A 19,331-nucleotide genomic window follows, 5' to 3' on the forward strand; every position below is an offset into this window, starting at 1 on the left:
AGCCGCGCGCCCTGTACCCGCGACACCGTGCGGGCCGGGCTGGAACCCCCGCGCGGCCGACGGGTCAGTGCGCGGTGAGCCCGCCGTCGACGACGAACTCCGCCCCCGTGACGTACGAGGACTCGTCACTGGCCAGGAAAAGGATCATGGGGGCGATTTCCCCGGGGCGGCCGGCGCGTCGCATCGGGGTCCGCACGATGTCGGGCTGCTGGTCTCCCTCCTGGTGGAGGACCTCCTGGATCATGGGGGTGGCGATGACTCCCGGGTGCACGGAGTTCACGCGCACGCCCTGAGTGGCGTACTCCACGGCGGCGGTCTTGGTCAGCAGGCGCACTGCCCCCTTGGACGCGTGGTAGGCGGCCGCACCCCCGCTGCCGATCAGCCCCAGGACAGACGAGGTGTTGATCACCGAGGCATTGCCGCTGGCGCGCAGCAGCGGCATGGCGGTCTTCATGCCCAGCCAGGTGCCGGTCTGGTTGACCGCGATCACCCGGTGCCACGCGTGCGGATCGGTTTCCTCGACGCCGGCCCAGTCCACGATTCCGGCGATGTTCACCAGCACATCCAGCCCGCCGAACCGTCGCTCGACCTGGGCGATGGCGTCGCTCCACTGCTGCGGCGACGAAACGTCCAGGCCGATGCCCAGTGCTTCGCCCCCGGCGCATCCCAGCCGGACCGCAAGGTCCGCCGTGGCGTCGGCGGAGACATCGGTGAGCACCAGATGTGCTCCTTGGCGGGCGAACAGCTCCGCGGTGGCCTGTCCGATGCCGCCCGTCGCGCCTGTGATCAGCGCTGTCTTTCCTGCCAGGCGTCCCGTCATGGTCATCCCTCGATTCCTCATGTGGTGTGTTCGGTGCCCGTGTGCCGGTTCAGAGCGCGGTGAAGCCGCCGTCGGCGGCGACCATGGCTCCGGTGACGAAGCTGGAGCGCGGGGAGGCGAGGAAGCACAGCACCTCGGCGATCTCGGCCGGCTGCGCCACCCGGCCCAGGGGCTGTGCGTCGGCGAAGGAGGCGAGGTAGGCGCGGCTGTCGGAGCGGAAGGTGTCGAGGAAGTCGGACTCGATGACGCCCGCGGCAACGAGGTTGGCGCGGATGCCCAGGGGCCCGCCCTCGACAGCGAGCACCTTCGTCAACTGGGCCAGAGCGCCCTTGGACGCGCTGTAGGCGGCGCCCTGGGGCAGCCCGACGGTGCCCGCGTAGGAGCCGGTGCTGACGATGGCCCCGCCACCGCCGGCCCGCATGGCCCCGAAGGCCTCGCGGGCGAAGAAGAACGAGCCGCGGGCATTGACCGCCATCACCGCGTCCCAGTCCTCGGCGGTGGTGTCGGTGACGGGCTTGTTCACGGTGCGCCCGGCGTTGTTCACCAGGATGTCCAGCCCCCCGAACGCGTCGACCGCCCCGCGCACGGCCCCGACGGCGGTCTCCTCCCGCGTCACGTCCCCGGTCACGGCCAGGACACCGGGAAACTCCTCCGGCAACTCCTCGGTCTCGGGGCGCAGGTCGACGGCGACGACCTGGGCGCCACGGGCGCTCAGCAGCGCCACCGTCTCCCTGCCCACCCCTCGCGCACCCCCTGTGACAAGGGCCACCTTCCCGGCGAACTCGGCATCCTGCCGGTCACTGTCGTCCATGTCGGCCACGAACGGCTCCTCTCCTCGGTACTCCTCGATCAGCGGGCATCCCGCGCCCGTTGCTCTCCACCGAGAATGGGCAGGTCAGCAGCCGTCGACCAGGGCATGCGCTGCCTGGGTGCGGTACGCCCAGGCAGCGCACCCGGATCCGTGCCTAACCTGAACAAGTGACCGACAACCACTTGGGCGACTTCCTGCGTGCACGCCGCGCGGGCCTGCGGCCGGAGGACGTCGACATGGCGAGCTACGGGACCCGCAGGGTCACCGGACTGCGCCGCGAGGAGGTCGCCGTCCTGGCCGGAGTGAACGCGGACTACTACACCCGCCTGGAACAGGGACGCGAACGCAACCCGTCACCCCAGGTGCTCGACGCCCTCGCGCGGGCGCTCCGGCTCGACGAGGACACCCGCGCGCACCTGTACCGGCTCGCCGGGACCGCACCCGGCGGCCGCCTCGCCGCGCACACATCCGGACGGGTCAGTCCCGCACTGCGCCAGCTGATGGACGGCTACCCGAACACCCCCGCGTTCGTCCTGGACCGGACCCTGGACATCCTCGCCACCAACGCCCTGGCCGACGCCCTCTTCGCCCCCTTCGACCCACCGGACAACCTGGCCCGCATGACGTTCCTCGACCCCGCAGGCCGGCACTTCTACACCGACTGGGACCGCGCAGCCCAGGCCACCGTCGCCAACCTCCGCCACGCGACGGGTTTCGACCCGGACGCTCCGCGGCTGCGCGAGCTGGTCCGGACCCTCACCGAGCACAGCACCCTGTTCGCCCGCCGATGGGACAGCCACACCGTGCGCGGCAAGACCCAGGACGCCAAACACCTCCACCACCCGGACGTCGGGCCCCTCACCCTCACCTACCAAGCCTTCGACGTACGCGACGCGCCCGGCCAGCAGCTCGTCATCTACCACGCCGAACCGGGCGGCCCCAGTGCCCAGGCGCTGGACCTGCTCGGCTCCCTGCACACCACCCGCAGCCGCCGCGAGGCACGTCGCCAGAATTCGCCCTGACCGGAACCGGCGGTCACCTGCCCTGCGGACCCTGCGGGAACCGATCGGCCGTCCCCGCCCTGCGGTGGCCCAGGCCCGCGCCCGCGAAGCGGCCAGGGCCCGGGAGGAGGAGTACCCAGAACGGGTGCGGCGGGCGGCCCGGGAGCAGGCGGCGACCAAGGCAGCCGCCGTGAGGCCCGCCGTCCCGTCTGCGCCGGCTGCGGTGCCGAGTCGCCCGGCGAACGGTGGAGCGCGGTCGTGGGCACCGGCTGGGGCACCATCCACGAGCCCCGGCCGACTCTGTGCGGGAGCCGCCGCCGGTCCCCATGCGCCCCAGCCTGGGGACATGATCCCGGATGCCGGCAAGCATCGTGCGGGCGGCGTCCCGGTCCGGCATCGAGGCCGGGGCGACCAGCACGCCCAGCAGCAGGCCCAGGGAGTCCACGATCAGATGCCCCTTGCGTCCGTTGGCTTTCTTTCCGCCGTAGAAGCCGCGGCAGACGTTCTTGACCGTCGCGTCCGCCCGCACCGACTGCGAGTCCACGTGGACACGGCCCCAGGGGCAGGGCCGGCTGGCCGAGGCGGAGGACGGCACGGTCATCGTCCCCGACGGCGCGTGCGCGGCCGGCCCGGCGGCCGGTGTCGAGCAGGCGCTCATCGAGGCGGCGGGCATCTCCCGCAGCGAACGGGTGGGCAAGCCGGTCGCCCGGGCCGCTGCGAGCCGCGAGGTACGGTCCGTCGGGGACCGCCTGCAGGCGCAGGGCCTGCTGATCCGCCCAGTCCTGCGGCGCGGGCAGTATCGTGCCCGGCGTCTGCCGTGGTGGTCGGCGGCCCTCGCGCCCGTGCCGGCGGTGGAACGCACCACCGGTACCGCTGATCGCTGGTGGGCCGGCGCGGTCCTGTCGGTCGGCGCCGCCGTCACCGCCACGCTCGTCAAGCCGGCCCAGGCCCGGGTGCCGTACCGCGCCCAGTCGACGCTCGGCATCCTGCGCGGCGGACGCCTTGGCGGCCCTCGCCGTCACTCCTGTGGGCGTGGTGGCCCTCGGCGGACTGTCCGCCGCGCCGGAGCCGGACAGGGAGTTGGTCACGCCCGAGACCTGGAGGGCCGGGGACCCGGCTTTCGGCGACGCGTCCGCCGCCGGGCTCGGCACGCTGGGGCACTGGGGTTCTTGCGGGCACGTCGGCGCCTGTGGTGGCGGTGGTGCAGGCGGTGGATGCGCAAGCGCGAGGGAGTGAGGGGATGACCCCCTACCACTGGGAAAGCGCACCGTGGTGTCAGCGCTCCGCCGCCGCGCAGGTCGGGTCGATCGCCCTCGCACACGGCCGCGCTCCGCCTTGGGAACCGGAGCCGGCCCGAAACGGTTGCCGTGCGTAGCAAAATCGGTCGACAGACGCGGCTGCGAACCACTGTGATGGCTGCGACTGCCCGTCGCGCGGAGCGGGCCGGACACGGGAGCTGTTCATGGTAGCTGCGAGAACCGCAGACACACGCCCCCAGATCGATGAGGCACTGGTGAGGCGCCTGGTCGACACTCAGTTCCCGCAGTGGGCGGGGCTGTCCCTGGAGCTTCTCAGCCCCGCCGGCTCCGATCATGTGATCTACCGGCTGGGGGAGGAGCTGTCCGTGCGGCTGCCGCGCCATGTCGGAGCCATCGGGCAGGCCAGGAAGGAATCGCGGTGGCTGCCCCGACTCGCCCCGCACCTGCCCCTGGCCGTCCCGGTACCGGTGGGAGTGGGCGAACCCGACTTCGGTTATCCGTGGCCGTGGGCGGTGTCCCGCTGGCTGGACGGCGAGGTGGCGACCGTCGACGCACTGGGCGACTCCTCCGGTGCCGCGGTCGAACTGGCTCGGTTCCTGGCCGCCTTGCAGCGGTTCGCACCCGAGGACATCCCCGCCGGAAACACCGGGGAAGACCTCACCGGCCGCCCGTTGTCCGACTGGGACGGCGCGACGCGGGCCGCCATCGCCGAGGTCGACGGCGTGTTCGACACAACAGCGGTGACGGAGCTGTGGAACGCGGCACTGAGCGCGCCCGGATGGGACCGCTCTCCGGTGTGGTTCCACGGCGACTTCCACACCGGCAACCTGCTGACGACCGACGGCCGCCTCAGCGCCGTCATCGACTTCGGCGGGCTCGGCATCGGCGACCCGGCCTGCGACCTGATGATCGCCTTCACCTTGATGTCGGCGAACAGCCGAGCCGCCTTCCGTGATGCGCTCGGCGTGGACGACGCCACCTGGACGCGGGGCCGCGGCTGGGCCCTGGCCACCGGCCTGAACGCCTACACCTCCTACGCCGCCGTCGACCCCCGGGTCGCCGCGCAGACGACCCGGCAGATCACCCAAGCCCTCATCGGCTGACAACGGCGACACAATGGACGAAGCCGCCGGTGGGTGATCAGGCACCAAGCGAGTTCGAGGAACACTTCGCGGATGCCGGCCCGCCGCTCCCCACAGGGAAGAAGGAGCCGGCCTGTGGAGCGGCGAGGGCCGGGGACGCGCCATCGCCGGGGTACCGGCACCCGGCGCAGTCCCTACTGGCCGGAGGCCGGACCGGTCGTCAGTCCGAGGCCCTTGGCCAGCACCGGCCACGAGTCCTTGAACTCCTGCTGCCAGTTGGACCAGCCGTGTACCCCGCCGTCGTAGTAGTGCGCGGTCACGGGGATGCCGAGGCCGGTGAGCGTGCGGGTGAAGGTGTGTGCCTGGTCCCACAAGGAGCCTTCGAGGATGCCGCCCTCCGGGTCCTCGGAGAAGATGCCGCTCCCCCTGCCCTGGGAGACGTACAACTGGGTCCCGCGCAGTCGGCCGGCCTGGTCGGTGGGGTTGCGGGCGGTCCAGTTGGCGAGGTTGAACAGCAGGTTCCCCCACAGGGTGTCCGGGTACACGCCCTCTCGCATCAGGATCGTGCCGATCAGCCGCGCGGTGCCGAGGTCGGTGGTGTTCAGAACGCCGCTGTAGGAAGCCGCCGCGCCGAACGTGCCGGGGTAGCGGGCGGCCATGGCCATCGCGCCGTAGCCGCCGGTGGAGACCCCGGCGATCGCACGTGCGGTGCCGGCCCGGTAGCCGTCCCGGAGCAACCGCGTCAACTCGACGTTCTGGAACGTCTCGTAGTCGGCGCCCGGCTGACCGAAGTTCCACCACTTGGTGGGCAGCCCGGTCGGACCCGCGTCGGGCATCACGGTGAGCACGTCCTTGTCGGCGAGGAACTGCTCGACGTCGGTCTCCCGGGTCCAGGAGGTGTAGTCGTCGTGGCCGCCGTGCAGCAGGTAGAGCACCGGCCAGGTGCGGGTGGCGTCGCTCGACCAGCCGGCGGGCAGGATGAGCCGCGTCTTGACCTGCCCGCCCACGGCCGGGGACTCGATGGTGAGATCGAGGGTGCGGTCATCGAGCTGCTGGGTGGCGATGATCCGCGCACCGTCGGTGGCCGTCGACTGTTCGGCGGCCGCGGCGGGCACCGTACCCAGGACGGCCGGGGCTGTCACCGTTCCCAGCGCGGTCACGGTCACCAGCGTGGCCGCCGCGCCCAGCGAGGCCAGGCGGTCGCGCGTACCCGCGAACGGCGCGCGGTGTGCGGAGGGTCTTGGACTCATGAGGTGGCTCCTTGACATACGGGGACCGGGGAGGCTCAGGGAAGGTCGCGGCGCAGCAGCGCGGCCAGGGTGTCGACGACCGGCGGGTCGAGCAGCGCCAAGTGGTGGCCCGGCAACGGGGAGACGGTGAGGTCGGCGCAGTACGCGTCCCAGCCCAGGGACTCGTCGGTGCGCTCGTAGCGCTCGTCGCGCACCGTGTGCGGGGCGGGCTCACTCGCCCGGTACAGCAGGGTACGCCCGGAGTAGGGCCCCGGCGTGTGGCGCTCCGCGCCGCGCAGGTCCAGATACGAGGTGCGCTGGTGCTCCAGCACCGCCTGCGGCAGGTCGACGGCCTGCTCCAAGAGCTTGAGCACGTGCCCGATCTGGTCGGCATCGGACATCTCCACCAACTCCGCGTACGGCAGACGCAGTTCCGCGCCGTAGACCCGCTCGACGTAGGCGGCGAACCCGGCGAACCTGCGGCGTGCCCGCTCGGCGGCCGTCGACTTGGGTGCGGGCAGCGGGAGCACGGAGTCGAGCAGGACCAGGGCGGTGACCTCGCCCTCGTCGGAGAGCAGACGCGCGGCCTCCTGGGCGACGAGGCCGCCGTAGGACCAGCCGCCGAGCAGCCAGCCGCCCGCCGGCCGGACTTCACGGACGCGCCGGGCGAACTCGGCCGCGCGGGTGGCGACTTCGGCCTCGTCGCCGATGCGGTCGAAGCCGAGGACGGGCCGTACGCCGTCGAGCCGCAGCGCCAGCGGCTCGTACACGTCGCTCAGTCCACCCGCCGCGTGCGCCAGGAACAGCGGGGCGCCGGGGCCGTTTCCGGCGAAGGTGCGCAACCGTCCGGGCACGGACCCGGACCGCGCGCCCGGGCCGCCGTCGCCCAGCAGCCGGGACGGTTCGCCCCCGGTGCGCCGGGGCTGCTCGGCCGTGTTCCCGGTGACGTGATCGTCGCCCTCGGGCAGGAGGGCCGCCACCGTCCGCAGCGTGGCACCGTTGAGCAGCAGGGCGGGCTCCACGGTGACCGTGAACTCCCGCACCAGGGCGGCCCGGATGCGCTGGGCCATCAGGGAGTCGAGGCCGAGCTGTGTCAGCGGTATGTCGGGGTCGAGGCGCGCGGTGCTGTGGCCCGTCACCTCGGCGACACAGGCCCGCAGCCGGGAGAGCGGGTCGGGCGCCGTGCCTCCCGGCCCGGCGGTGGCGGCGGGCTCGGGGGTGCGGCCGGGCCAGAAGGTGCGATGCCGCCAACGTGGCGAGGGCAGGTCGGCGATCCTCCCGTCCGGGTGCAGGCTCTCACGGGTGCCGGGCAGGGGAACCCCGTGAACCAGCAGGCCGGCCACCGCGGTGCGGAAGGACCGCGCGTCGTCGGTGCCGCGCCGCAGGGTACCGGTCACCAGCGCGTCCCCGGCTCCGGCGGCCCGCAGCGTCTCGGTCATCGAATGCAACTGGGTCGGATGCGGGGCGATCTCGACGAAGACGCGGTGCCCGTCCTCGGCCGCGGCCCGCACCGCCTGGGTGAAGCGGACCGGGCGCCGCAGATTGGCCAGCCAGTAGTCCGTGTCGCACAGGGCCTCGGAGCGGGGGTCGTCAAGGACGCTGGTATAGCGGCGGGTGTGCGGCGCGGTCGCCCGCACCTGCCCGAGGTCCCGGGCCAGGGGGCCGAGGAGCGGGTCGACGTTGCGGGTGTGTCCGGCGATGCTGACGGGCAGCAGCCGGGCGAAGCCGCCCGCCTCGCCGATCCGGGCGACCAGGCCGCGCACCTCGTCCGCGTCCCCGGCCACCACCGAGTGCCCCGGCGAGGAGTGCACGGCCAGCTGGATGCTCGGGAACCGGCGTGTCAGTGCGGGGAGTTCGGATGCCGGCCGGTCGAGCACCGCCATGGCTCCGCCGTCGACGGCGGCCATCAGCCGGGAGCGGGCGGCGACGACGCGGGCCCCGGTCCCGACGTCGATGGCACCCGACACCACCGCGGCCGCGATCTCGCCGAGCGAGTGTCCGATCACCGCGGCGGGCCGCAGCCCGTAGGAGGACCACAGCCGGGCCAGGGCCACCTGCACCCCGAAGAGAACCGGCATGACCACGTCCGTGGTGTCCGGCAGGGTGTCCACCAGCAGCGACTCGCGCAGCGGGACGCCGGCCGCGGCCCGGAGCACCGCGTCGAGCGCGTCCACCTCGGCGGCGAAAGCGGGCTCGGCCGCCAGCAGTCCGCGCGCCATCCGGGGCCACTGCGAGCCGTACCCCGAGAACACCCACACGGCTCCCGGGCCGTCCGGCGCACCGGAGCCGGTGACCAGGTGTTCGTCGGCCTCGCCGGCCGCGAACCGGGTCAGCGCCCGGGTGATGTCGTCGCGTTCGCGGGCCACCACCGCCAGGCGCCGACGGCCCCGGCCGGTGCGCCCTGCGAGGGTGCGGCCGAGGTCGGCGGGGCGGACCGTACGGGCGGCCGGGGTGTCCAGCCACCTTGCGAGCTCTCCGGCCTGGGACCGCAGCCGGTCGTCGGTGGGCGCGTCCAGGAGCAGCACCGCCGGCCGGGCGGCGGCCTGCGGCGGCCGGGCGGCGGCCTGCGGCGGCCGGGCGGCGGGCCGGTGTTCGCGCAGCACGGCGTGGGCGTTGGTGCCGCTGAAGCCGAACGCGGAGACGCCGGCCCGGGCGGTACCCGAGTAGCGCGGCCACGGCTCGGCGGCGGTGACCACCCGCAGCCCGAGCCGCTCCGGGTCGATGTGCGGATTGGGCGTGATGTAGTGCAGCTGCGGCGGGATGTGTCCGTGGTGCAGCGAGAGGACCGTCTTGATCAGGCCGGTGATTCCGGCGGCGGCCTCCAGGTGCCCGAGGTTGGTCTTGACGGAGCCGATCAGCAGCGGCCGGTCCGGGGAGCGTCCGGCGCCGAGTACGGCACCGAGCGCGCCGGCCTCTATGGGGTCGCCGAGCGGTGTGCCGGTGCCGTGCGCCTCCACGTAGTCGACGTCGGCCGGTGCGCGGTGGGCGGCTGCCAGCAGGGCGCGCTGGGCGGCGGCGCTGGGGGCGGTCAGCCCGTTGCTGCGGCCGTCCTGGTTGACCACGGTGTGCTCGATGACGGCGAGGACACGGTCGCCGTCGCGTTCTGCGTCCGTGAGCCGTTTGAGCACCACGACGCCACAGCCCTCGCCGCGCGAGATGCCGTCGGCCGTCGCGTCGAACGCCTTGCAGCGGCCCGTGGCGGACAGCGCGCCCGCGCGTTGCAGGCTGAGCGTGGCGGCGGGGGACAGGAGCAGGTTGACGCCGGCGGCGAGTGCCGTGTCGCATTCGCCGGTGGTCAGCGAGCGGACCGCCTGGTGCACGGCCACCAGTGAGGAGGAGCACGCGGTGTCCACGGCGAGGCTCGGCCCGCGCAGGTCCATCAGGTAGGACAGGCGGCCCGCGGTCACACTGGGCGAGGCGCCCGTCGCGGTCCAGCCGCCGACGGCGTCGAGTTCGGTAGTGGTCAGGTGTGCGTACTCGGTGCCGCTGACGCCGACGAAGACGCCGGTGCGGGTGCCGGCCAGGGAGCCGGCGGACACTGCCGCGTGGTCCAGGGCCTCGTGGACGACTTCGAGCAGGATGCGCTGCTGCGGGTCCATGGACTGCGCCTCGGGCGCGGAGATGCCGAAGAACTCCGCGTCGAAGCGGGCGATTCCGTCCGGACCGTCCACGGGTCCCAGGTAGGCCCCGTGCCGGGCGATGTCGTCGGGCGGCTCGCCGCCCGGCGGCAGGAAGTCCGTCCAGCGTCCTTCGGGGACCTGCCCCACCGCGTCCCCGCCCTCGCGCAGCAGCCGCCAGAAGTCCGCGGCCGAGCGGACCCCGCCCGGCAGCCGGCAGCCGACACCGATCACGGCGACCGCCGGGGGCTCGGCCGGTACGGGCGAAGTCCCCCGTGTCTCCGCGCGTACTACCGGTGCGGACCGGGGCTCTCCGTCCGTGAGCCGGGCCAGCAGGGCGCCCACGGTGGGTGTCTCCCACAGCAGGGTGGCCGGCAGTGCGGTACCCGACAGTTCGCCGAGCCGGGCGGCCAGCGCCACGGCGTCCCGCGAGTTCACCCCGAGTTCGGCCAGCGGGCGGTCGTCGGCGAGTTCGTCGGGGTGGATGCCGTAGTGCCGATGCAGCTCCTCGCCGAGCGCCGTGCGCAGCGCGGCCCGGTCCGGGCGGGTCATCGCGCCCTCCCCACCGTGTCGAAGCCGCCGGCCAGCAGGCGGCTGCGGGTGGCGGCCCGGGAGATCTTGCCGCTGGAGGTGCGGGGCACCGAACCCGGTGCGACGAGCAGCAGTTCGTCCAGTCGCAGACCGTGCCGACGGGCGACCGCGGCGCGGGCCGCGCCGCGCGCCTCCTCGGCGTCGGCCACCTGCCGGCGGCGGTGCTCGGCGACCACCACGAGCAGGTCGGCGGCGTCGCCGGGCCCAGGCACGGAGATCGCGGCGAGCCGGTCGGGACGTATCGCGGTGACGGCCTGCTGCACCGTCTCCTCGATGTCCTGCGGGTAGTGGTTGCGTCCGTCCACGATGATCACATCCTTGAGCCGGCCGGTGACCAGCAGCGCTCCGCCGTGCAGGGCGCCGAGGTCGCCGGTGCGCAGCCAGCCGGGGCCGTCGTCGGTCTCGCCGGCGGCACGTGCCCCGAACACCTCGGCGCTCAGCGCGGTCTTCTTCCAGTAGCCGGCGCCCACGTTGGGGCCGCACACCTGGATCTCGCCGACGGCGTCCTCGCCGAGCACCGCGCCGCTGTCCGGCTCGACGATGCGCACGAGCTGTCCGGAAGGCGCGCCGCACAGCATCAGCCGGGTGGCCCGTGCCGGGTCGGCGGCCGGGGTGACGCGTCCCTCGGCGAGCGCGTCGGGGTCGCAGTCGACGCCGGTGGCGAGGGCGGAGGGGGAGTCCGCGGCGACGAAGACGGTGGCCTCGGCGAGCCCGTAGCCCGGGCACAGTGCCTCGGGGGCGAGTCCGGCGGGGGCGAAGTGGTCCCGGAAGCGGTCGAGGGTGGCCGGCCGCACCGGCTCGCTTCCGTTGAGCATCACGGACACGCCGCTGAGGTCGAGTTCCTCGACGGTGTCGGGGCCGATCCGTGAGACGCAGTAGTCGTACGCGAAGTTGGGCGCCGCGGTGACGACCCGGGGGGCGGAGCCGAGCAGGCGCAGCCAGCGTTCGGGTGCGAGCAGGAAGTTGACGGGGTCCATCAGGACCGAGCCCAGCCCGCCGACCACCGGTGCGGCCACGCTGAGGACCAGGCCCATGTCGTGGAAGAGCGGCAGCCAGCCCACCGCGGTCGTGGCTGCGTCCTCGACCTCCAGACCCGCCATGCCCTGGCGGGCGTTGGCGACCACGTTGGCGTGGGTGATCATGACGCCGGCCGGGGTGCGGGTGGAGCCCGAGGTGTACTGGAGGTAGGCGGTGTCCTCGGCGCCGGGGCGCCGGGGCGGCTCGGCCCCGGCGAGGGCCGGGGCGGTCAGGCCGTCGACCGTGAGCAACGCCGTCTCGGGCAGGTGGTGTTCGGTGGTGAAGGCGAGGACGCGGTCCGCGGTGGCCGTGTCGGTGAGCAGACAGGCCGGCTCGCAGTCCGCCAGCACGGCCGCGAGGCGGCCCTCGTGGCCCGGCAGGTCCGGGGTGAACAGCGGCACCGCGGTCACACCCGCGTACAGGCAGCCGAGGAAGGCGGCCACGTAGTCCAGTCCCTGCGGCAGCACCAGGGCGGCGCGCTCACCCGGCGTCACGGTCCGCACCAGTGCCTCGGCGACGGCGCGGGCCCGCAGGTCGAGGGCGCGCCAGGTCAGAGACCGGTGGCGGCCCAGGGAGTCGGATTCCGGGAAGTCCACGAAGGTGAAGGCGCGGTTGTGCGGGGTGACGGCCGCCCAGTGGGCGAGGTGGTCGGTGAGGAGGGGGCCGGTGGGGGGTTCTTCTTCGGACATGCGGCGGCTCCAATGTGTAAGGCACATGGGGGAGTTCCGAGGAGGAGAAGCGAGAGGGGAGGGCGGCTGCCTGGTGACTTCTGGGGGAACGGCACCCTCGGAGCGAGTGAAACATAATATATGTTGGCCGTTGTAGAGCTAGGTTCGGTCGAACTTGTTCGAAAAAAGACGGGGGTCTGTCCGCCGTCGCACAGGCCGACGACCGCGGTCCCCGCCCCGGGACATACGTCCCCGGGGCGGCGGTCCCCGCTCCGAAGGAGGCCGGCGTTGAGCCGTACACGCCTGACAGCCCTGCTCGCCTTGGTCGCGCTGACCGGGTTCATCACTACCCTCGACAACACGGTGGTCAACGTCGCCCTGCCCACCATCCAGCGTGAACTGGGCCTCTCGGTAACCGGACTGGAATGGGTGGCCAGCAGCTACGTACTCGTCTTCGGTGCCTTCCTGCTGCCCGGCGGACGCCTCGGCGACCTGTTCGGCCGGCGCCGCGTCCTCGCCGTCGGCCTCATCGTCTTCACCGCGGCCTCGGCCGCGGCGGCCTTCGCCCAGGACGGCGCGACGCTCATCGCCGCCCGTTCCGTGCAGGGCTCGGGCGCCGCTCTGGTCATTCCGGCCACTCTCGCCGTGATCGCCGCCGACCTTCCCGAGCGACGCCGCGCACCGGCCATCGGACTGTGGACGGCGGCGCTGGCCGTAGCGCTGGCCTGCGGTCCCGCCGTCGGGGGTCTGATCACCCAGCACTGGGGCTGGAGCTGGGTGTTCCTGCTCAATGTGCCCTGCGGAGCGCTCGCCCTCGCGCTGAGCGCCGCGGTCCCGCCCGCGCGCGAGCAACCGCACACCGGTCTCCTCGGCCGTCTCGACCTGCCGGGCATCGTCCTGTCGGCACTCGCCCCGCTGCTGCTCACCTACGCTCTGGTGCGCGGCGGGGAAGACTCCTTCCACGCCGCGCCCGTACCGTACTGCCTGGCGGGAGCGGCCCTGTGCGTACTCGTTCTGATCGGCGTCGAACGCCGTGCGCCGCAACCGCTGGTGGAACTGGACCTGTTGGGCACCCGGTCCCTCGGCGGCGGTGCGCTGGCCCAGGTGCTGTGGGGCATCGGCGTCAACGGCGTCTTCTTCTTCACCGCCCTCTACCTGCAACGACTGTTGGGTTTCACGCCCACCGAGGCGGGCCTCGCCTTCCTGCCGCTCGCCCTCGCCCTGCTCGCGGTGACCCCCTTCGCCGAACGGGCCGCCGGCCGGGCAGGTGTCCACCGGTCCGTCGCCGCCGGTCTGCTGCTCGTCGCCGGCGGACTGTGGTGGGTGTCCGATACCGGCGCCGGAGCAAGCCGGCTGGACCTCCAGCCGGGACTGCTGCTGATCGGCGTCGGCTCCGCGCTCACCGCTCCGCTGACCGTGTGCGCCGTCGCCGGGGTGCCCGAGGACCGTACGGGCATGGCGTCCGGCCTGATCAGCGCGGCCCGTGAGATCTCCGGGGTGTTCGGTGTGGTGCTGGTCGGCGCGGTGCTGTCCCGTCGGCAGACAGCGTCTCTGCACGCCGGGCACACCCCCGACGAGGCCTTCCTCGACGGCTACCACCTCGGTCTCCGCCTGGCCGCCGGCTGTGTGGTGCTCGGTGCCCTGGTCACGTGGTACGCATTGCGCGAGAACACTTCGGTGGCCTCCGGGCGCGGTCGCCGCAGCACCCCCGAGGAGGGGCGCAGCGAGGACTGCCGGCCCGCTCCCTGACGCCGGCGCGGCCCCGTTGCCCGCGTCCTGACCGGCGAGCGGAGTGCGGGACGGTACTCCGGCTCGCCGACGGGCGGCGGCTTCCGGGGGCCGGGCGGCGGATTCACGGACGTGGGATGTGCCGAGTGCTGAGCGATGGTCGAGCCCCGGGCCGGCGTGCCGGTGCGCCGGCGGCCGACAGGGAATACGCGAGGGGTGGACACATGTGTCGGGCCTGCCGACCGGTGAGCCCCGTGAGGGCACACACCTGGTGCTCGTCGGGCTCCGGTGCATGCCACATGTGGCCGTCCGGCCATGACACACCTACATCGCGGCCGTCCGTGTCCCAGGGTTTCGGCCGGCGGAGGCCGGGGAACCACGGACCGCTCCGCTCGGAGCGCGGAGCGGAGGACCGGGGCGGACATCCTCGACGGTCGTCACGGCGATCACCTCATGCCATCAGTTCGGGTTCCAGGCCGCGGGCCGCACGGGACCCGCGCCCTCGCGCACCGGCACCCGGCTTCGTGTCGTCGGGCCCCGGCGCACCCACTGTGCCGAGGATTCGGCCAGGCGCATGTCCAAGTTCCTGGACAGGGAAGGCCCCGCCCGATGCCCCGGCGGAGCGACCTCACGATCACGGCAGGGACGGCCCCCCGGGCCGGCCGTGTGACGCCGCACCGGCACGGGTACGTCCGCGGACCGTGGCGCACGAGGTGCGCACCGGCCCGCGGACGTGGGAGGAGACCGGGATCAGGCCGCGCTGCCGCGCAGCTCCGCCAGGCTGTCCTTCGTCAGCCGGCGGGGCGTGTGCCCGGCGTCGACGAGGACGACGGTGCAGTCGGCGGTGTGGGCGAGCGCGGTGGTGAAGCTGCCGTCGGTGAACTGCGCGACCGGACCCCGGGGCGAGCGGCCCACGGCGACCGCACGGGCGTGGACGTCCGCGGCGTGCCGGGCCAGGGCGCGGCCGGCGGCGGCATGGTCGCCGACGCTGGTCAGGATCTGGCCGGTGGCCGCCACGCCGCCGGCGGCGAGCCGGTCGAGATGGGCGGTGACGGCGGCCCTGGCCTGGTCGCCGGACTCGGCGTCGACGGCCTGCTCCTCGACGACGGCGGTCTGCTGGACGTGCACGACCTCCAGCGGGCTGCCCGTGTCACGGGCGATCTTGGCGGCGGCGTCGACGATGGCCCCGGCCCGGTCGTGGTCGCCGACCGCGACGATGACGGGCGGTACACCGGTGGGGACGGGCGCGCCGACGGCGGTGAGCGACGGCTCCACGACCTCGGCCTCGCCCGTGTGCTGCTCTGCCCGCCGGAGCAGCCGGTGCCCGCTGGCCAGCACCGGGATGGCGAGCAGGAAGGTGGCGGCGCCGACGTAGAAGGGGACGCTCAGGTCGGTGGAGTCGGCGAGCTTGCCGGCGACGTAGGGTGCCAGGCCACCGCCGATGAAGCGCAGGAAGCCGTACGCGGAGGAGGCCACCGGGCGCTCGACCGGGGAGACGAGCATGACGGCCTGCGTGGTCAGGGTGTTGTTGATGCCGATGAACGCGCCGCTGACGATGACCGCGACGATGACGGTGGTGGGGGTGGCCACGCCGACGGCGATGACCGCCATGACGGCGCCGAGACCCAGCAGGTTGGCGTAGAGGACCGGGGCGGTGCCGTACCGGGCCTGCAGACGGGGGGCGAAGAAGACGCTGAAGGCGGCGACCAGCAGGCCCCAGCCGGTGAAGACCAGTCCGAGCTGATGGGCGCTCAGCCTCATCGGGTACGGCGCGTAGCCGAGCATGGTGAAGAAGCCCCAGTTGTACAGCAGGGCCATGATGCCCATGGTCAGCAGGCCGCGGTGGCGCAGCGCCTTGAGCGGGGCAAGGGGAGAGGTGGGGCGCTCCGGCTTGGGCAGCGAGGGAACGAAGAGGAGGGTGGCGGCCAGCGCGACGGCCATGAGGACGGCGACACCGAAGAACGGGCCGCGCCAGCTGATGGCGCCCAGCTCGCCGCCGAGCAGCGGGCCGACGGCGATACCGAGGCCGAGCGCGGTCTCGTACAGGATGATCGCACCGGCGAAACCGCCGCTGGCGGAGGCGACGATCACGGCCAGGGAGGTGGCGATGAACAGGGCGTTGCCAAGGCCCCAGCCCGCCCGGAAGCCGACGATGCCGCCGATGGAGTCGGTGGCGCCGGCCAGGGCGGCGAAGACGACGATGACGGCCAGGCCTATGACGAGGGTGCGCTTGGCGCCGAACCGGCTGGCGAACCAGCCGACGAACAGCATCGCCACGGCGGTGACGATCAGGTAGCTGCTGAACAGCAGTGAGACCTGGCTCGGCGTGGCGTGCAGGCTCTCGGCCAGGGCGGGCAGGATCGGGTCGACGAGTCCGATGCCCATGAACGAGATCACGCAGGCGAACGCCACGGCCCAGACGGCCTTCGGCTGCTTGAAGGGGCTGGCTGCCCCTCCATGCGGTGTACTCATTGCCGCTTCTCTCCAGTCATTGTGGTGACGGGGATGGTGGATCGGGGATGGGCCCGGGACGCGCCCTGGGGCACGGGGTGGGTGCCGCGTGAGCGGGTCCCGGGGGTCAGGACCGCACCCCGCGCTCCCGGACGGCGCGGTCCTGGAGGGCGCGGTCCTGGACGGCGCGGGACAGGGCCGGCAGCGCGATGCGCACCGCCTCCTGCTCCGGCTCCGAGAGCTGTTCGACCAACTGCCGCAGCGCGTCGGCGCGCTCGGCCCGCCGCTGCCGGAACACCTGCAGACCGGTGTCGGTCGCCGCCACCAGAACGCCCCGGCCGTCGGACTGGTCGGCGGTGCGCCGCACCAGTCCGGCCCGCTCCATGCGGGTGACGAGCTGGGTCATGTTCGGCTGGGAGACGTTCTCGGCGCGGGCCAGCTCGGTGAGCCGTTGCGGACCCTCGCTGCCGAGCCGGCCGAGGGCGGACGAGGCGGCGGTGCTCAGGCCTCCGGCGTGGGTGCTGCGGCGTACGTAGCGGACCAACTGCTCCACGGCGAGCATCAGTTCCTCGGAGGGCACGGGCTGGGGTGCGGAGTCCGTCCTACGCTTGTGCATAACCCCATTATGCATCTACGTGTAATGTACAGCAAACCCCTCGGGGGGCTGTGTGCCGCGTGTGACGGACGGCACGGCGGAGGCCGGCGGCGCGCCTGCGCCGCCGGCCTCCGCCGTGCCGTGCCGTGTCCTGCCGGTCCGCCCCTACACGATGGAGCCCGCGGCGGCGAGAATGCGCCGGGCACGGTCCAGTACCGGCCTGTCGATCATCTGTCCGTCGATCACCGTCACCGACTCCCCGGCGTCGATCACCCCGCGCGCCCACCGCAGTTCGCTCTCGGTGGGGGAGAAGTGGGCCGTCACCGTGGCGATCTGACCGGGGTGGACGCACAGCTTCGCGGTGAACCCCAGACGGCGGGCGTGCAGGACGTCCGCGGTGAGGACGTCCGTGTCCTTCACGTTGGTGGTGACACCGTCGACCGGCGGGCACAGGCCCGCGGCGGCCGACGCGGACACCATCCGGGAACGCGCGTACGTCAGCGCCACGTGGTCGTCGTGGGCGATGCCGAGCTGACCGGCGAGGTCGGCGTTGCCGAAGGCGACGCGAACGGCACCGGCCGTGGCGCACACCTCCACGGCCCGCTCCACGCCTGCGGCCGTCTCGATGAGCGGCAGCAGCAGGCACTCGTCGGCCGCCCGGCAGGCCAGCTCCGCCAGCACGGACGGGTCCTCCGCCTTGGGCACCATCACCGGAGCGCCGTATCGGGACGCCACTTCGAGATCGGCGTCGCTCCACGCGGTTCCGGGTGGATTGATCCTCACCACGGCACTGTTGCCCGCGCCGAGCCAGGCGGCCACGTTCTCGCGCGAACGCTCCTTGTCCTGGGCCGCGACGGCGTCCTCCAGGTCGATGATCACCACGTCCGCCCCGGCCGAGGCCGCCTTGTCGAACCGGTCCGGACGGTGCCCGGGGACGAAGAGGAAGCTGCGGGCGGTCTCCAGCGTGCTCCTGGTCAGAGTCACGTGAACGTCACCTCCGCCGTGGCGTGGCGCTCCTCGCGGTGGGTGGCGACGCGCAGGGTCGCGTCACGGTCCGTGGGTACACCGGTCGCCAGCAGCCGCTCACCCGCGAAGGCCGGCCGGCGCAGCCGGTACGTCACGGACCCCACCGGGCGGGAGGCATTGCGGCGCACCAGCTCCAGCATGGTCAGCACGAGCAGCGGGCCGTGCACCACGAGATCCGGGTACCCCTCCTCGCCCCAGGCGTACGGTGCGTCGTAGTGGATGCGATGCGCGTTCGCGGTGACGGCGCTGAACCGGAACAGCAGGCGGGGGTCCGTTCGCAGAGGGAGCTGCCAGACGTCCCGCGACCGGGGCTCGCTCACGGTGTCGATGTCCGCCGGGTGCTGTGCCGCGCCGCGCCCCGACCGGTAGACGATGTCCTGTTCCTCCACGAGGCAGATGCGCCCGCCCTGCGTGTACTCGCTGCGTACGGTGACGAACAGCAGCTCCCCAGACGAGCCCTGCTTCGTCGTCACGGCGCTCAGGCTGCTCGTCCGCCGGGCGGGGGCACCCACGCGCAACGGTGCCGTGATCTCGCAGCGCCCGCCGGCGAACATCCGTTGCCGCTGGGGAATGGGCGGCAGGAAGTGACCGTGCTCCGGATGCCCGTCCACACCGAGCCGGTGCTGCGCCGGCCAGTGCAAGAAGTACAGCCAGTGCCACAGCGGGGGCAGTGGATCACCGGCCGCCGCGACCGGCTCCGGCTCGTCCAACAGTGCCGACAACGCGGCGACCGGGGCCGGGGACAGGACGTCGTCCTCGTCGACCGCTCCGGGACTCCATGACTCCACATAGGGGCCGAGTCCGCTTCCGGGAACGTGCATGACCTCTCCTCAACGACTGTCTCGGGAACCGGCTCTGAGCACGGATCGTCCGAGTCCGACGGCCCGCATACGGTCGCGGGAGCGGCCGGCGGTCCCCCGGCGGTGCGGCGCGCCGTGCGCAGCCGCCGCTGCATCATCATGTCCGCTGATGTGGGGCCGGGGACAATAGAGAATCCTGATGTCATCATGTGCGGGGCGCATGGCGGTCCGCACTCGGCAGCCCATGACACGTGCCCGCGAACCGCGCGACGCCCTACCCACATGCTTGTGCCATCGACATGGGGCATGTCGCCATCATGAACAGGTATTTCATCGGCGGGTGTATGACCCGCCATGATGAAGTGCTGCCGGAACGAGGGAGGTTCCCAGATGCACCACTCCGCTGCGGTGTGTCGGGCGGCTCGAGGGCGACCGCACACGTCCTCGGTGCCGGCGGATCTGTCACGTGTCCCTGGTGGCGGATCCGCCGGCGTGCGGCGTCATGTCGCGATGTATGTCAGTCCTTGATCTCGCAGAGGGTGGCGCCGGAGGTGAGGGAGGCGCCGACTTCGGCGGTGAGGCCCTTGATGGTGCCGGATTTGTGGGCGTTGAGGGGCTGTTCCATCTTCATGGCTT

General features: G+C 73.1%; 15 protein-coding genes. 4 read left to right on the forward strand and 11 right to left on the reverse strand.

Annotated elements, in window-relative coordinates:
* Positions 1-64 precede the first annotated feature (64 nt).
* Together AB0E62_RS28965 and AB0E62_RS28970 are read right to left on the reverse strand one after the other, a co-directional pair.
* Entirely contained in the window at positions 65-820 is a 756-nt protein-coding gene (locus AB0E62_RS28965) for a glucose 1-dehydrogenase (protein ID WP_362200094.1), read from the reverse strand.
* Positions 821-869: 49 nt separating this feature from the next.
* The gene (locus AB0E62_RS28970) at positions 870-1,631 is read right to left on the reverse strand and encodes an SDR family oxidoreductase (protein ID WP_362200097.1); all 762 of its coding nucleotides are present in this window, start codon (positions 1,629-1,631) and stop codon (positions 870-872) included.
* 167 nt (positions 1,632-1,798) lie between these two features.
* On the opposite strand from AB0E62_RS28970, the gene AB0E62_RS28975 reads away from it, so the two are divergent.
* Positions 1,799-2,653 carry a helix-turn-helix transcriptional regulator gene (locus AB0E62_RS28975; protein ID WP_362200051.1) on the forward strand — a complete coding sequence of 285 codons (855 nt, stop codon included), beginning with the start codon at positions 1,799-1,801 and terminating at the stop codon, positions 2,651-2,653.
* A 13-nt stretch (positions 2,654-2,666) separates the two neighbouring features.
* Here AB0E62_RS28975 and AB0E62_RS28980 read toward each other — a convergent pair whose 3' ends face one another.
* A complete protein-coding gene (locus AB0E62_RS28980) occupies positions 2,667-3,233 on the reverse strand; it encodes a transposase (protein ID WP_362200100.1) in 567 nt (188 codons plus the stop codon).
* Here AB0E62_RS28980 and AB0E62_RS28985 point away from each other — a divergent pair.
* Together AB0E62_RS28985 and AB0E62_RS28990 are read left to right on the forward strand one after the other, a co-directional pair.
* Positions 3,139-3,876, forward strand: coding sequence for a hypothetical protein (locus AB0E62_RS28985; protein WP_362200109.1), 738 nt, complete (start codon positions 3,139-3,141; stop codon positions 3,874-3,876). The two genes, AB0E62_RS28980 and AB0E62_RS28985, sit on opposite strands and share 95 nt — an antisense overlap.
* 218 nt (positions 3,877-4,094) lie before the next feature.
* Positions 4,095-4,994, forward strand: coding sequence for an aminoglycoside phosphotransferase family protein (locus AB0E62_RS28990; protein WP_362200054.1), 900 nt, complete (start codon positions 4,095-4,097; stop codon positions 4,992-4,994).
* 173 nt (positions 4,995-5,167) lie between these two features.
* Here AB0E62_RS28990 and AB0E62_RS28995 read toward each other — a convergent pair whose 3' ends face one another.
* From AB0E62_RS28995 to AB0E62_RS29005, 3 genes are read right to left on the reverse strand one after another with little or no spacing between them, the layout of a single operon-like run.
* Entirely contained in the window at positions 5,168-6,223 is a 1,056-nt protein-coding gene (locus tag AB0E62_RS28995; protein WP_362200057.1) for an alpha/beta hydrolase-fold protein, read from the reverse strand.
* A 35-nt stretch (positions 6,224-6,258) separates the two neighbouring features.
* Positions 6,259-10,371, reverse strand: coding sequence for a type I polyketide synthase (locus AB0E62_RS29000; protein WP_362200060.1), 4,113 nt, complete (start codon positions 10,369-10,371; stop codon positions 6,259-6,261).
* Entirely contained in the window at positions 10,368-12,116 is a 1,749-nt protein-coding gene (locus AB0E62_RS29005; RefSeq protein WP_362200062.1) for a fatty acyl-AMP ligase, read from the reverse strand. Before AB0E62_RS29005 ends, AB0E62_RS29000 begins: the two co-directional genes overlap by 4 nt.
* A 267-nt stretch (positions 12,117-12,383) precedes the next feature.
* Between AB0E62_RS29005 and AB0E62_RS29010 the strand changes: the two genes are divergently transcribed.
* Positions 12,384-13,844 (forward strand): MFS transporter, encoded by a 1,461-nt coding sequence (locus AB0E62_RS29010; RefSeq protein ID WP_362200065.1) that lies wholly within the window; start codon positions 12,384-12,386, stop codon positions 13,842-13,844.
* A gap of 729 nt (positions 13,845-14,573) precedes the next feature.
* Here the strand turns inward: AB0E62_RS29010 and AB0E62_RS29015 are convergent.
* The 5 genes from AB0E62_RS29015 to AB0E62_RS29035 all read right to left on the reverse strand — a co-directional run.
* Entirely contained in the window at positions 14,574-16,295 is a 1,722-nt protein-coding gene (locus tag AB0E62_RS29015) for an MFS transporter (protein ID WP_362200068.1), read from the reverse strand.
* A gap of 106 nt (positions 16,296-16,401) precedes the next feature.
* Positions 16,402-16,890: a MarR family transcriptional regulator gene (locus tag AB0E62_RS29020; RefSeq protein WP_362200071.1), complete on the reverse strand. Its 489-nt coding sequence runs from the start codon at positions 16,888-16,890 to the stop codon at positions 16,402-16,404.
* Positions 16,891-17,034: 144 nt separating this feature from the next.
* Positions 17,035-17,853 carry a CoA ester lyase gene (locus AB0E62_RS29025; RefSeq protein WP_362200074.1) on the reverse strand — a complete coding sequence of 273 codons (819 nt, stop codon included), beginning with the start codon at positions 17,851-17,853 and terminating at the stop codon, positions 17,035-17,037.
* The gene (locus tag AB0E62_RS29030; RefSeq protein WP_362200077.1) at positions 17,850-18,716 is read right to left on the reverse strand and encodes a hypothetical protein; all 867 of its coding nucleotides are present in this window, start codon (positions 18,714-18,716) and stop codon (positions 17,850-17,852) included. The genes AB0E62_RS29025 and AB0E62_RS29030 overlap by 4 nt, the downstream gene beginning before the upstream one ends.
* A 496-nt stretch (positions 18,717-19,212) precedes the next feature.
* A partial coding sequence (locus tag AB0E62_RS29035) for a biotin/lipoyl-containing protein (protein WP_362200103.1) occupies positions 19,213-19,331 on the reverse strand: 119 nt, incomplete at its 5' end.

Origin of the sequence: Streptomyces sp. NPDC038707 (assembly GCF_040636485.1) — a bacterium.
GTDB lineage: Bacteria > Actinomycetota > Actinomycetes > Streptomycetales > Streptomycetaceae > Streptomyces.

What these genes read in the sequence shown, in the direction of transcription:
- AB0E62_RS28970 (WP_362200097.1), bottom strand. Translation starts at nt 1,631, where the DNA reads ATGGACGACAGTGACCGGCAGGATGCCGAGTTCGCCGGGAAGGTGGCC.
- AB0E62_RS29000 (WP_362200060.1), bottom strand. Translation starts at nt 10,371, where the DNA reads ATGACCCGCCCGGACCGGGCCGCGCTGCGCACGGCGCTCGGCGAGGAG.
- AB0E62_RS29005 (WP_362200062.1), bottom strand. Translation starts at nt 12,116, where the DNA reads ATGTCCGAAGAAGAACCCCCCACCGGCCCCCTCCTCACCGACCACCTC.
- AB0E62_RS28980 (WP_362200100.1), bottom strand. Translation starts at nt 3,233, where the DNA reads ATGACCGTGCCGTCCTCCGCCTCGGCCAGCCGGCCCTGCCCCTGGGGC.
- AB0E62_RS28995 (WP_362200057.1), bottom strand. Translation starts at nt 6,223, where the DNA reads ATGAGTCCAAGACCCTCCGCACACCGCGCGCCGTTCGCGGGTACGCGC.
- AB0E62_RS29030 (WP_362200077.1), bottom strand. Translation starts at nt 18,716, where the DNA reads ATGCACGTTCCCGGAAGCGGACTCGGCCCCTATGTGGAGTCATGGAGT.
- AB0E62_RS28965 (WP_362200094.1), bottom strand. Translation starts at nt 820, where the DNA reads ATGACGGGACGCCTGGCAGGAAAGACAGCGCTGATCACAGGCGCGACG.
- AB0E62_RS28990 (WP_362200054.1), top strand. Translation starts at nt 4,095, where the DNA reads ATGGTAGCTGCGAGAACCGCAGACACACGCCCCCAGATCGATGAGGCA.
- AB0E62_RS29020 (WP_362200071.1), bottom strand. Translation starts at nt 16,890, where the DNA reads ATGCACAAGCGTAGGACGGACTCCGCACCCCAGCCCGTGCCCTCCGAG.
- AB0E62_RS29015 (WP_362200068.1), bottom strand. Translation starts at nt 16,295, where the DNA reads ATGAGTACACCGCATGGAGGGGCAGCCAGCCCCTTCAAGCAGCCGAAG.